The 11,118-nt window shown below is 71.8% G+C and carries 13 protein-coding genes; 8 read left to right on the top strand and 5 right to left on the bottom strand.

Translation table 11 applies throughout. The features are described 5' to 3' along the window. The first annotated feature begins 60 nt into the window (after positions 1-60). The 4 genes from ACFYP0_RS03795 to ACFYP0_RS03780 all read left to right on the top strand — a co-directional run bounded on the left by ACFYP0_RS03795 (position 61) and on the right by ACFYP0_RS03780 (position 2,742). Positions 61-531, top strand: a complete 471-nt coding sequence (locus ACFYP0_RS03795; RefSeq protein WP_124858151.1) for a molybdenum cofactor biosysynthesis protein — start codon at positions 61-63, stop codon at positions 529-531. A gap of 97 nt (positions 532-628) precedes the next feature. Continuing rightward, positions 629-1,327, top strand: coding sequence for a nucleotidyltransferase domain-containing protein (locus tag ACFYP0_RS03790; RefSeq protein WP_244219014.1), 699 nt, complete (start codon positions 629-631; stop codon positions 1,325-1,327). 20 nt (positions 1,328-1,347) lie between these two features. Next, complete coding sequence (locus ACFYP0_RS03785; RefSeq protein ID WP_244219018.1) at positions 1,348-2,106, top strand: nucleotidyltransferase domain-containing protein; 759 nt, start codon at positions 1,348-1,350, stop codon at positions 2,104-2,106. A gap of 108 nt (positions 2,107-2,214) precedes the next feature. Then, positions 2,215-2,742, top strand: a complete 528-nt coding sequence (locus tag ACFYP0_RS03780; protein WP_355497784.1) for a hypothetical protein — start codon at positions 2,215-2,217, stop codon at positions 2,740-2,742. A gap of 1 nt (position 2,743) precedes the next feature. On the opposite strand, the gene ACFYP0_RS03775 is transcribed toward ACFYP0_RS03780, so the two are convergent. The 3 genes from ACFYP0_RS03775 to ACFYP0_RS03765 all read right to left on the bottom strand — a co-directional run bounded on the left by ACFYP0_RS03775 (position 2,744) and on the right by ACFYP0_RS03765 (position 4,208). Then, entirely contained in the window at positions 2,744-3,121 is a 378-nt protein-coding gene (locus tag ACFYP0_RS03775; RefSeq protein ID WP_091398883.1) for a nuclear transport factor 2 family protein, read from the bottom strand. Between the two features lie 105 nt (positions 3,122-3,226). Next, positions 3,227-3,778: an ATP-binding protein gene (locus ACFYP0_RS03770; RefSeq protein ID WP_341869912.1), complete on the bottom strand. Its 552-nt coding sequence runs from the start codon at positions 3,776-3,778 to the stop codon at positions 3,227-3,229. Positions 3,779-3,875: 97 nt separating this feature from the next. Next, positions 3,876-4,208 carry a nuclear transport factor 2 family protein gene (locus ACFYP0_RS03765; RefSeq protein ID WP_112725061.1) on the bottom strand — a complete coding sequence of 111 codons (333 nt, stop codon included), beginning with the start codon at positions 4,206-4,208 and terminating at the stop codon, positions 3,876-3,878. Between the two features lie 181 nt (positions 4,209-4,389). On the opposite strand from ACFYP0_RS03765, the gene ACFYP0_RS03760 reads away from it, so the two are divergent. After that, a complete protein-coding gene (locus tag ACFYP0_RS03760; RefSeq protein ID WP_124858143.1) occupies positions 4,390-4,776 on the top strand; it encodes a DUF2267 domain-containing protein in 387 nt (128 codons plus the stop codon). 71 nt (positions 4,777-4,847) lie between these two features. Here the strand turns inward: ACFYP0_RS03760 and ACFYP0_RS03755 are convergent, their stop codons facing one another. Together ACFYP0_RS03755 and ACFYP0_RS03750 are read right to left on the bottom strand one after the other, a co-directional pair. Continuing rightward, positions 4,848-7,253 (bottom strand): ricin-type beta-trefoil lectin domain protein, encoded by a 2,406-nt coding sequence (locus ACFYP0_RS03755; protein ID WP_386994227.1) that lies wholly within the window; start codon positions 7,251-7,253, stop codon positions 4,848-4,850. A gap of 249 nt (positions 7,254-7,502) precedes the next feature. Beyond that, the gene (locus ACFYP0_RS03750; protein ID WP_386994225.1) at positions 7,503-8,348 is read right to left on the bottom strand and encodes a copper resistance CopC family protein; all 846 of its coding nucleotides are present in this window, start codon (positions 8,346-8,348) and stop codon (positions 7,503-7,505) included. A 125-nt stretch (positions 8,349-8,473) separates the two neighbouring features. On the opposite strand from ACFYP0_RS03750, the gene ACFYP0_RS03745 reads away from it, so the two are divergent. The 3 genes from ACFYP0_RS03745 to ACFYP0_RS03735 are packed head-to-tail and all read left to right on the top strand — an operon-like array spanning position 8,474 to position 11,101. After that, the gene (locus tag ACFYP0_RS03745; RefSeq protein ID WP_386994223.1) at positions 8,474-8,950 is read left to right on the top strand and encodes a hypothetical protein; all 477 of its coding nucleotides are present in this window, start codon (positions 8,474-8,476) and stop codon (positions 8,948-8,950) included. Positions 8,951-8,955: 5 nt separating this feature from the next. After that, positions 8,956-10,296 carry a hypothetical protein gene (locus ACFYP0_RS03740; protein ID WP_386994220.1) on the top strand — a complete coding sequence of 447 codons (1,341 nt, stop codon included), beginning with the start codon at positions 8,956-8,958 and terminating at the stop codon, positions 10,294-10,296. Positions 10,297-10,333: 37 nt separating this feature from the next. Further along, entirely contained in the window at positions 10,334-11,101 is a 768-nt protein-coding gene (locus ACFYP0_RS03735; protein WP_356978535.1) for a nucleotidyltransferase domain-containing protein, read from the top strand. Positions 11,102-11,118 lie beyond the last annotated feature (17 nt).

Here is an 11,118-nt window from a genome sequence, read left to right as displayed (position 1 = left end):
CGGCACCGCGCATCCGCCGACCTGCCCCGGAGGCCCTGTCCGATTCGTAGAATTCCTGCCATGCCGGAGATCGTCGAGTTGCTGGCCTCGCCCGTGCACCGCTTCCTGGGCCGGCCCGCCGACGGCCCGGCCCCGGCCCCACCCGGCGAGCTGGTCGACGCCGTCCGGATCCGGGCCGGCCTCGGCATCGTCGGCGACCGGTACTTCGGTCAGCAGGCACACCGCGACGCCAGCGTCACCGTCATCGCCCGGGAGTCACTGCCGGTCGGCGTCGGCCTGGCCGAGGTGCGGCGCAACATCCTCACCACCGGGATCGCCGTGGACGAGCTGATCGGCAGAGTGCTGGTGCTGGACTCCGGCGACGGCCCGGTCAGCCTGCGGGTCAACCGGGCGGCCCGACCGTGCGCCTGGATGGACGTCACCGTCGGCCCGGGGACGTGGAAGGCTCTGCGCACCACCGGCGGCATCCGCTGCACACCCCTCAACGACGGCACCCTGCGCGTCGGCGCGATCGACGCCGTCGTGAGCTGAGGAAAGGGCTCGACGTCAGCACTCCCGGACCGGCATGGTGTGCACCGGACAACGGCCGCCCAGGCGGTCGGCGCAACGCTCGGGGGAGGCGGCGGCAGTGGAGCACACGCTGACGGATCAGCTGGTCGACGACCACACGATCTTGCAGGTGGTCGTCGGTTCCCGCGCGTTCGGGCTGTCCGGCGCGGCATCGGACACCGACCGCCGTGGGGTGTACGCACTGCCGGCCTCGGCGTTCTGGGGGCTGCGGAAACCTGCGCGCCACCACGACGGGCCGCTCGACGAGCAGGTGCGCTGGGAGGTGGAGCGGGTCTGCACGCTCGGGTTGGCGGCGAATCCCACGGTCCTGGAGGTGCTGCACTCTCCGCTGGTCGAAACGTGCACCCCACTGGGCGTGGAACTCCGGGCGCTCACGCCGGCCTTCCTGTCCCGACGGGTGGCCGACACCTACCTGCGGTACGCCACCGCCCAGTTCGGAAAGGCCGAGCGTGGGATCGCCCGCACCGGCGTTCCGACGTGGCGGCACGTGATGCACCTGATCCGACTGCTGACCGCCGGGGGTGACCTGGTCCGCACCGGCCGCCTGGTGCTGGACGTGGGCGTGGACCGGGACCGCCTGCTGGCGGTCAAGGCGGGTGAGGTGCCCTGGGCCGAAATCGTCACCTGGCGCGACCGCCTCGTCAGCCGGATGACCGCGGACCTGGCCACCAGCCCGTTACCCGACCAGCCCGACGAGGCAAGGGTCGAACAGTGGCTGATCTCCGTCCGGGAACGCTCCGTGCGGTGCTCCGCGTGACGGCCTGGTAGGCCGCGGGTCTGCCGGTCGGCGTCGACCTGACCGCCATCGTCGCCGAGCAGCCGCACCCGCTGGTGTTCGCCACCGTCTCCGGCGCCCACCTGTACGGGTTCCCGTCCACCGACTCGGACGTCGACCTGCGCGGCGCGCATCTGCTTCCGGTCGAGGACCTGATCGGGCTGGCGCAGCCCACCGAGACCCGTACGGTCATGACCGACCGCGACGGCGTGGAGCTGGACCTGGTCACCCACGACCTGCGCAAGTTCGTGCGGCTGATGCTGCGGCGCAACGGCTACGTACTGGAACAGCTGCTGTCACCGCTGGTGGTCCACACCACGACGGTGCACGCCGCGTTGGTCGAGCTGGCACCGCTGGTGCTGACCCGGCACCACGCGCACCACTACCGCGGCTTCGCCGCCACCCAGCGGCGGCTGTTCGACACGACCGGCGAGCTGAAACCACTGCTCTACGCCTTCCGGGCGCTGCTCACCGGCGTGCACCTGATGCGCACCGGCCGGATGCTGGCGCACCTGCCGAGCCTGCTGCTCGCCGAGGCGGCGCCGGCGTACCTTCCTGAGCTGATCGCGGCGAAGCGGTCCGCCGAACACGGTGGGTTGAACGGCATGGTCGCGGGCCCGGTCCTCGGCCGGGATCTGGCTGAGCTGGCGTCGCGACTCGACGAGGCGCAGCACGACAGCCGGCTGCCGGAGCAAGCTGCCGGGTCGGCTCAGCTCGACGAGCTTGTGGTGACGGCCCGGCTGGCGGATTCGGCGAGGTGACGCTCCGGCGAGCTGGTGCGTGGTAGAACCAAACCGCGCATCGGCTCGCGGATCTCCGGGCAGCCGGGGCAGTGCCGGACGGGACCTCATCCGAACAGAGGTGGTGCGTTGAACCTCGAGCTGCGGCAGCTCATCGAGGAGCTGCGGGCTGAGCTGGCCGATCTGCCGGACAGCCTGGCCTACGCCCAGTTCGGCGAGGGGGCGGCCATCGACGCCCTACCGGCGGGGCTCCCGGCCGACCTGCGGGACCTCCTGCTGGTGGCCGACGGGCTGCGGGCGGGTCGGGTGGAGCTGGCGTCCTCGTCGACCCTCGCGGGGATCCAGTACCACCTGGACTACGCGCCGGACTTCTCGTCCATCCCGCAGGACCGGGCAGGCTGGCTGGTGGTCGGCGTCCGCAGCGACGAGCCGATCTTCATGGATCGTGGCACGGGCGCGATCTGGTACTTCCCACCGAACGGCACCGAGTGGTTCATGTCCGACGCGTTCGAGGAGCTCGCCCCCGACGTGGAATCCTTCGTGGACTACTACCTGCTCGGGCCGGGCTACGCCGACCTGACCCCCGCCGACGACCGGTGGTTCGCGTTCCTCGACGAGCAGGGCCTGCTCGACGAGGACGACGAGGACAGCAGCTGAGTCAGACCGGGCTGATGTGTGCGGCCAGGACCCGCCAGCCGTGCGGGTCGTCGTGGACCCACGTCCGGGTGTAGCGCAGCCGCGCAGCGAACGGCGCCCCCTCGAAGACCCCGGACACCCGGCCCAGGAAGAACGTCACCCCCGTCGCACCGACGACGAGCAGGTCCAGCTCCTCCTCCACCAACTCCTCGACGACCGAGCGGCGGTCCCGGTGGGCGGCCAGGTCATCCTGCTTGCTGTGGGTACGCCCGTCCGGGCCGATGGCGATCAGCTGGTCGACCAGCAGTTGATCGAGGGCGGCGACGTCACCGGCCCGTTGGGCGGCCTGCAGGGTGCGCTCGGCGTCGAGCAGCTCGGCCTCGCGTGCGCTGTCCGGCATCGTGGCGTCCTCCCGTTCGGGTCCGACCCGGTGCCACAGTCGGCCCGGCCTGTCCGCATTGTGGCAGCCAACCCGGCCCGGGCGGGTGGGGATCGCCGCCGACGTTCACAGACTCAGGCGAATCCGTACGACGGTCTCCCCGGGGCTGGTGAGCACCGCGACCTCGTCACAGATCTGCTCCACGATCGCCAGCCCGCGACCCCGTACCGAGTCGGCGGCCGGCATGCTCCGGCCGAACGCCCGCGTCGGACCCTGGTCGACCACGTCGCAGAACAGCTGACCCGGCTCGGCCCAGAGCCGTACCCAGCCGCCGCCGGTGGTGTGCTGCAACGTGTTGGTGGCCAGCTCGCTGACCGCCAGCGTCAACAGCTCCACCCGCTCGGCCGACAGGCCACGGGCCAGCGCCCCGGCGCTGACGAACGCGCGCAGCGCTCGTATGTCGGTCGCGACCTGATACGCCATGGTGTCCGCGGCGTGGGTGGGGACACTCTGCTCGGCCACGGTCTCCCGTCGCTCGCCCGGCATCAGCCCGCCCGGTGCGGCTGCCCGGCCAGCGGCACCGCGTTCCGCGCGGGTGTCGTTGACGTGCGAGCCTCGAAGTGCGCCATCGGGCAGCCGGAACCCTTCTCGTAGCGACAGCTGTTGCCGCCACATCATGTCACCCACTGCCCTCTTGACTGTCTCGTCCGTTCGGCGCTTGATCACCTGCGGGCCGGCCCGACCAGCATCGCCGCTCCGGCAGCGGAACTCGGCGTCAGGGGCGGATGTCCAGGGCGCCGATCAGCCCGTCGCGCAGCGTGAACCGGTACCGCAGCTCGATCGGGCTGCCGGGGAAGTCGCCGGACACCCGGGTGATGGCCAGGTACGAGTCGCCCGCCTGCGACGTGACCCGGACCGGCTCGGCGGTGTACGAGTAAGCGTCCATCGTCTTCTGTCGCCAGGCGCGGATCGAGGCCCGCCCGTCGTACAGCTTGTCCTCGTCGGCGACGCTCGCCGTGTCCGCGAAGCAGGCGACGAAGGCGTCCAGGTCCCGGTCGTTGACGGCCCGGAAGTACCGGTCGATCACGTCGGGCAGGTCGAGGGCCATCTGCTCCTCCTGCGGCACGGGCCGCCGTCGGGCAGCCGTCGGGTTCCCGGTCCGACCCCACCGTACGAGAAGCTGACGGCACCGCGCGGAGCAACCAGCAGAACCAGCCCCGCTGCGGCTGCCGGGTTTGCTGCCGGTGGGCCCGGGTAGCCACGCGTTTCCGAAAGCGAAGGGCGGGGGCATGGCCGAGCTGGCGTTCGTCGACAAGGTTGCGGCACGGGCGGGTCTCCCGCCGGAGCAGGCGCGCTCGCTCACCGAGGCGGTCCTGCGGACCCTCACCGAGCGGCTCAGCGGTGGGGAGGCGGGCGCGTTGGCCCCCCACCTGGCCGACGAGCTGAGCCCGCTGCTGGTCAAGGCCGCCGAGCCGCCGGAAACGTTCGGCTACGACGAGTTCCTGAGCCGGGTCGCCGACCGCGCCGGGATCGACCGTCCGGCCGCCGAGCGGGGCACCCGCGCGGTGCTCCAGACGATGCACCGGGTGGTCGGGCACCGGGAGTTCGAGGACGCCCTGGCTCAACTCCCGGCGGACCTGCGGGCACTGGCGCAGCCGCTGCCGCACGGCCCCTGACCCACGGCCAGCCCGTCCGGGCGGGAACGCGGCCTGACCCGCCGGTCAGACCGCGCACCTTTCGCCCGAGGTCAGCCGGTTACCCCGCTGCTGACCACCCACTTCTGGTGTGCGCCGCCCGCGTACGTGCCGAGCTGGATCTGGGTGCGGTCGGCGCTGCTACCGCCGGCGGCCTCCAGAACCTTGCCCGACTGCGGGTTGCGGATCGACCCGTCGGCCTGCGGCTGCCAGACCTGCGCGGCGGTGCCGTTGCAGGTCCAGAGCTGAACCTTCGTGCCGTTGGCGGTGCCGCCGTTGTCCACGTCCAGGCACTTGCCCAGCACCCGGTACGTGTCGCCGACCTTCGTCCACGACTGCGCGGTGGTGCCGTTGCAGGTCCAGAGCTGGATCTTCGTACCGTCGGCGGTGCCCGCGTTGTCGACGTCCAGGCACTTGCCGCCGACGCCGGTGATGGTGCCGCCGGTCGGCGGCGGGGGACTGCCCGGGATGGAGTTGAGCGTGTACCACGCTTCGGTGCTCCACAGTGACTGGCCGCTGGTCGAGGTGAACGGGCGCGGTGACCGTAGGTGCACCACCCGGCCGGCCTTGCGACCGGGCACCGTGAGGCTGACCTTCTTGCCGTCCGCCGAGAGGGTGGCCGAGGTGACGGTCAGGGTCTCCTCGTCGATCTTCGGACCGCCGTAGTTCGACGTCGCCACGTACCGCCACTGCTTGAGCTTGTAGCGCGCGGCGAGGTCGGTGGCTGTCGCCGTCGACACCGGCTCGGTGTACTCCACCTCGAAGCCGGTCGTGGTGGCGCGCATCGCGAGCATCTCGAACGTGGTGGCGGTGTTGGGGGTGAGCTTCTGCAGGCCGTACGACAGCTTGCCGGTCTGGCCCCAGTTGCCGCCCGCGCCGAGCCCGCCGACGTAGATCGCGCCGTCCGGGCCGACGTTCACTTCGGAGACGCCCGCCTCCAGGCCCTGGGTGAGCCGGAACAGCGCGCCCTGGTACTCGCCGTTGACCTTCTCCACATTCGCCCGTTGCAGGCCGCCGTAGGTCACGTCGCCGATGACGAACTGGCCGGCGTAGCGCCCGCTGGTCAGGTAGAGCGGCGTGCTGGGCGAGTTGGAGATCTCGTTCTGCGGCATCCAGAGCACCGGCTGCGTGACCGCAGCGGTGTCGAACGGACCCGCCGGGTTCGTGAAGTGGTTGAAGAACCGGCCCTGCTTGACGTGCACCAGCTTCGACGAGGGCAGCCAGCCGCCCTGGTTGTCGGTGACGAAGATGCCGCCCTCCGGGCCCCAGCCGATGCCGTGTGGCGTACGCAGACCGCCGGCGACGTAGCTGACCGCGCCGGTGTCCTTGTTGACCTTGAGGGTGGTGCCCCGGTTGGTGGCGGGCTGCGGGTTGGTGGTGGCGCCGCCGGAGTTGATCGACACCGACAGGTTCAGATAGAAGAACCCGTCCTGGTAGAGCAGACCGAAGGCGAACTCGTGGAAGTTCCCGCCGTACGGCCAGGTGGCGACGGTCTCCAGACGCTCGGCCACCTCGTCACCGCCGGTGTTCACCAGCCGGGTCAGCCGCTGCTTCTCGGTCACGTAGACCACCCCGTCGACGACCTTGAGCCCCATCGGTTCCTTGAGGCCGCCGGCGATCTTCTTGGTGGTCACGTTGCCCGGGGTTGTCGACCCGCCGGTGTTGCCGAGGATCCAGACCTCGCCGTCCTGGGAGGTGCCGGACTGGTCGCTGCCGCCCCAGGTGCTGATGACCAGACGGCCGTCGGCCAGCCAGTCCATGCCGGTGACCTTCGGCTGGAAGCCGCTGGGCCGCAGGTTGGTCAGGGTGTAGCCGGGGTGCACGCCGGTCAGCGGCAGGCCGTCGCCGGGGGTGTCGGCGATTCCCTCGCACTCCTTGCGTCCGGGTGCGGTCACCCGTACCACGCCGGCGTCGGTGCTCAGCGCGGAGTTCGGTACAACGACGAAGGTCGACGAACCAGGAGTCTTCCACTCCAGGGTGATCTGCTGCCCGCCCCCACGCTCGAAGTGGTCGATGCGCAGCGGATGCAGGCCGGCGGTGAGGGTGACAGCGCCCTCCTTCGGCGGGGTGGCGCCGTGCAGGCCGTCATGGTTGATCACCACGGCGTTGTCGATCGACAGCTTGGAGCCGTCGTCGCTGCTGAGCCGGAAGGTGTAGCTGCCGGCCTGGGTGGTGGTGATGTTGCCGAGCACCTGCGAGACGAAGTTGTCCTCGAAGCCGAAGTCGGCCGCCGAGGTCCAGTTGATGGTGGACATCAGCTTGTCCACGTTCGGGGTCTGGGCGGGCTTGAGCGTGCACAACTCGGACAGCGCCACCTGCACGTCGAAGACGCGCAGCGTGACGCCCGGTTCCTGCGCGGGGGCGGCATTGGCGGGGACGGCCCAGAGACCGGCGGCGAGGACGAGTGCCAGCGCACCCAGGACGGGATGGTGGAGTCGGCGTAGCAGGCGTGTGCCCATCGTTCCTCCAGGAGGCAGTGGAGTGTCCGACGGCCGGCGTGGATCAGCGGTGAGGATGACCGTCGGCCCGGCTCCGTAACGTCCTCGACGCCGACGAGTGACGTTGCGGAAACACCGGGTGGATGGCTCGGAACATTAAGGCGTTTCGATTGGACTGTCCATGGCTTCGCCTCGATACATCAAAAGTTTCCTATGTCCGTGCGAAAGTTCGCGAGGGTACGCGAAGAATGCCCGGCTATTGCGGACGGTCTACCGCCGTCCGCGTCGGGCCGGACCGCTGGACCGATTGCCGGGCTTGCGGGCCGGCGTGGCGGCCCTGCGGCCCGGGGTGCCACCCTTGCCTGCCGAGCCGGCCGGCCGACGGCTCGGCGTGGTGGCTCCGCGCGTGGCGGGTCGACGGCGGGCCGCCACCAGCACGATCGCCGAGACCACGACGACGATCAGAGCCGGGACCAACCAGGCCGGGAACCCGCCGCCGCGTTGCTCCTGCGCGGCGCCGGCCGGGTCGTCCGCCGCAGCGCCGGTGGGGGCGACCGGGCTCCCGGTGGCACCGGGGGTGGTCGATCCCTCGCCCTCGGCCTGGGCGAGCAGCGCCGGATCCGGCCCCGCCGTGGGTGCCGACCAACCAGCCGGGGCCGGCGTGCCCGGACCCTGGTAGTCGAAGGTCACCTCGCCCCGCACCGCCTCGCCGTCGGAGGCGACCGAGAGGTAGCTGGCGGTGTAGCGGCCCTTCGCCGGCCAGTGCGCGACGGTCACCATGGCCGGGAAGCCGGTGTGGTAGAGCCGTGGCTCGAACACGCCGTTGACCATGAAGTACTCGGTGACCGGCTTGTCCAGTCGCTTCGGCTCACCGTAGGACCAACCGCTGTCCACTCGCGACCCGTCCGGACCGCTGATGGCGAAGTGCGCGTTGGACGCCGGCTTCTCGGTGAAGTACAACGCCAACTGGGTCAGCGGCTCGCGTACGACGGTGCCCTTCAGCGGCGTGGAGGTCGCCAGCTGGCCGTGCGCGGACGCCGGTGCGACCGGCAGCAGCAACGACACCAGCAGGGTCGCCGCCAGCGCCGCCACGACGCGGCTCAGGACCTTACGCACAGTGACCAGCTTCGATCGCATTGGTTCATCATGGTCATTTCCCCGGCACCGAACAAGACGTAGAGTTCTCCTCCCCGACGATCAACCCGACACCCGTCCCCCCTCGCGTCGTTCGGAGTCCGCCCGTGTTCGTCCGTACCCCCGCCGCCCGGACCGCCGTCGCCCTCGCCGCCGTCGCCCTCGCAGCCCTGCTCCTCGCCGGTTGCGGGCAGGACGACGACCCCTCGGTGGCCACCCCCTCGACGGTGCCGACGTCCGCGGCCCCGTCGAGCGCCACCGCCACCGCGCCGACCCCGACGGCCACCAGCACGCCCAGCGCCTCCACCAGCACCACCGCGGTGGACCAACAGATCACCGTCACGATCGCGAAGAAGCGGGTCGATCCGCCGACCGGACGGGTCACCGTCAGTAAGGGCCAGCTGGTCCGGATCACCGTCACCTCCGACGTGTCCGACGAATTGCACGTGCACGGCTACGACGTGGGCGCCCGGCTGCCGGCCGGGACGCCCGGCTCGGTGGAGCTCCGTGCCGACAAGACCGGGCTGTTCGAGGTGGAGACGCACGAGTCCGAGCTGGTGCTCTTCCAGCTCGTCGTCCGCTGAACGACATGACGGCCGCTCCCACGCTGCTGGCACACGGCGTCGGTGGCCGCCAGGACCTGCCGATCACACTGCCGCAGCTCGTCGTCGCCGCCGCGCTGACCCTCGTCGTCACGTTCGTGGCGTTGGGCCTGCTCTGGCGCGAACCCCGGCTCGACCGGGACGCCGCCGGCGGTCGCCCGGTGCCGCGGTGGCTCGCCCGACTCGTCGACGCGCCCGCGTTCCGGTGGACGCTGCGCGGGCTCGGCCTGCTCGCCGCCGCCTGGTTCTGCCTCGGTCTGCTGGGCGGGCCGGACACCGCTGACAACCCGACGGCTGGCGCGCTCTACGTGCTGCTCTGGGTCGGGCTGGCCCCGCTGTCGCTGCTGCTCGGCCCGATCTGGCGGGCGGTCAACCCGCTGCGTACGGTGCACCTGCTCGCGGCGCTGGCGGCGCGGCGCGACCCGAACCGTGGGTTCCGTGAGCTGCCCGACAGCGTCGGTTGGTGGCCGGCCGCCGCCACAGTGTTCGGGTTCGTCTGGCTGGAACTGGTCGCCCCCGACCGGGCCACCCTGCCGGTCATCACCGCCTGGCTGGCCGGGTACGCGGTGGTCCTGCTGGCCGGCGCGGTGCTGTTCGGCGCGGGCTGGTTCGACCACGCCGACCCGTTCGAGGCGTACAGCACAGTGATCGGTCAGCTCGCCCCACTCGGCCGGGCCGCCGACGGCGTCCTGGTCTGGCGCAACCCGCTCGACGGGATCGCCGGCCTGCGACCCCGCCCCGGGCTGGTCGCCGTGGTGATCGTGCTGCTCGGCTCGACAATGTACGACAGCCTCTCCAACGCGCCGGGCTGGTTGCGCTTCAGCCAGGAGAACGGCCTGCACCCGGCGGTCACCGGCAGCGCCGGTCTGAGCCTCGTCATCGCCGCCGTCGCGGTGGCGTACCTCGCCGCCACCGGTGCCGCGGCGCGCATCGGTCGCGCCGACGCGACCGATGCGCGTGCGGTGCCGGGCGAGATCGCCCACTCCATCGTGCCGATCGCGGTGGGGTACGTGGTCGCGCACTACTACTCGCTGCTCATCCTGGAGGGCCAGCGCACCGTCGCGTTGCTCTCCGACCCCCTGGGCGCCGGCGCCAACTGGCTCGGCACCGCCGACTGGGAACCGCAGACCGCGCTGATCACGCCCTCCGGGGTGGCGACCCTCCAGATCACCGTCATCATCCTCGGGCACCTGCTCGGCACGCTGCTGGCCCACGACCGCGCCCTGTACCTGTTCCCCCGGGCCCGGGCGGTGGCCGGCCAACTACCCCTGCTGGCGCTGATGGTCGCCTACACCGTCGCCGGGCTGCTGCTGCTCTACGCGGGGTAGCCCCTCCCGGGGGCCGACCCGTGCGTCATGATGGCCCGTGGACTCCGATCTTCAGCGCTACCTCGATGACCTCGTCAGCACCGCCCGGGAGGTGCTCGGCGCCGACCTGGTCGGCGCGTACGCGGCCGGCTCGGTGGGGCTCGGGGCCTACCAGCCCGGCCGCAGCGACGTGGACGTGGCGCTGCTCAGCGTCGGACCGCTCACCGAGGCCGCCAAGCAGACGTTGGTCGCCCGGCTGCGGCACGAGGCGCTGCCCTGCCCCGCACGCGGACTGGAGTTGGTCGTCTACGACCGGGCGGTGGCCGCCTCCGGCACCCCGGAGCCCGGCTTCGAGGTCGAACTGAACACCGGGGCCGGCATGCCGTTCCGGCGCACCCTCGACCCCGCCGACCGCCCGGCCGCCGACGGCCGGTTCTGGTACGGCCTCGATCGCAGCATCCTGCACCAGAGTGGACTCCCACTGCTCGGCCCGCCGGCGGGGGAGGCCTTCGCCGACCTCGCGCCGGCCGACCTGCGCCGGCTGCTCATCGAGGCGCTGTCCTGGTGGCTCGCCCTGCCCACACCGCCGGCCGACCAACCCGCGCCCGGCACCGAGGACGCCGTACTCGGCGCCTGCCGGTCGCTGGTGCGCCACCGCCACGGCGTCTGGTTGGCGAAGGTCGCCGCCGGCCAGCGGCTGATCGACGCCGGCGACCGGGCCGAGGTGATCCGTCAGGCGGTCGCCGCACGCCACGGCGGGCAGCCGCCCACCGGGGCGCAGGCCCGCGCCTTCCAACAACGGGTACGCGACGAGATCGCCGGTTAGCGGTCGCCTGGGCGGGC

This window comes from Micromonospora arida (assembly GCF_042873195.1).
Classification (GTDB): Bacteria; Actinomycetota; Actinomycetes; order Mycobacteriales; family Micromonosporaceae; genus Micromonospora; species Micromonospora arida.
This window is presented reverse-complemented; position numbering and strand designations above follow the sequence as displayed.

What these genes read in the sequence shown, in the direction of transcription:
- ACFYP0_RS03775 (WP_091398883.1), bottom strand. Translation starts at nt 3,121, where the DNA reads ATGCCGGACAGCGCACGCGAGGCCGAGCTGCTCGACGCCGAGCGCACC.
- ACFYP0_RS03795 (WP_124858151.1), top strand. Translation starts at nt 61, where the DNA reads ATGCCGGAGATCGTCGAGTTGCTGGCCTCGCCCGTGCACCGCTTCCTG.
- ACFYP0_RS03740 (WP_386994220.1), top strand. Translation starts at nt 8,956, where the DNA reads ATGACGGCCGCTCCCACGCTGCTGGCACACGGCGTCGGTGGCCGCCAG.
- ACFYP0_RS03755 (WP_386994227.1), bottom strand. Translation starts at nt 7,253, where the DNA reads ATGGGCACACGCCTGCTACGCCGACTCCACCATCCCGTCCTGGGTGCG.
- ACFYP0_RS03765 (WP_112725061.1), bottom strand. Translation starts at nt 4,208, where the DNA reads ATGGCCCTCGACCTGCCCGACGTGATCGACCGGTACTTCCGGGCCGTC.
- ACFYP0_RS03760 (WP_124858143.1), top strand. Translation starts at nt 4,390, where the DNA reads ATGGCCGAGCTGGCGTTCGTCGACAAGGTTGCGGCACGGGCGGGTCTC.
- ACFYP0_RS03770 (WP_341869912.1), bottom strand. Translation starts at nt 3,778, where the DNA reads ATGATGTGGCGGCAACAGCTGTCGCTACGAGAAGGGTTCCGGCTGCCC.